1 protein-coding gene is annotated in these 484 nt (G+C 55.0%); it reads left to right on the top strand.

Annotated features, from left to right (window positions below):
* On the top strand, window positions 1–484 hold a 484-nt coding region (locus A3754_RS05485), incomplete at both ends, for a TonB-dependent receptor domain-containing protein (RefSeq protein WP_156496829.1).

The following is a 484-nucleotide window of genomic DNA, read 5'->3' as shown; positions in this document are numbered from 1 at the left end:
GCAGCACGTTCCTGGGGGAGCCGGACTGGAATACCTATGACCGTGAGCAGTGGGCCATTGGCTATGACCTGACTCACTACATCAATGATGCCTGGTCATTCCGCCAGAATGCCAAGTACAACCACGTGGAATCCCTGTTCGAGACCGTGGTGTCTGCGACCTTCACCAATGGTGGCCTGTTGGCGGATGAGCGGACTATGGACCGTCGCGCGGTTCGTGGTGAAGGCGATCTGGACAGCATTGCGGTGGATAACCAGTTCAAGGTGGTCTTCAACACCGGTGAAATGCGCCACAGCATGCTTATGGGTCTGGACTACCTGAGCACTGACTGGACCCATGACCGTTATCTGGTCTGGCCAATGGTAGGTGGCCCGGTAGCTCCGATAGACGTGTTTGATCCTGTATACAGTGGTGCTGCGGGCTTTGAAGATGCACTGATTCCACAAATTCTTACCGATGTAAGCGACGAGCAGATTGGGGTGTA

The organism is Alcanivorax sp. HI0083, from assembly GCF_001635175.1.
The sequence above is the reverse complement of the archived record's forward strand: the minus strand, read 5'-3'. Positions and strand labels throughout refer to the sequence as shown.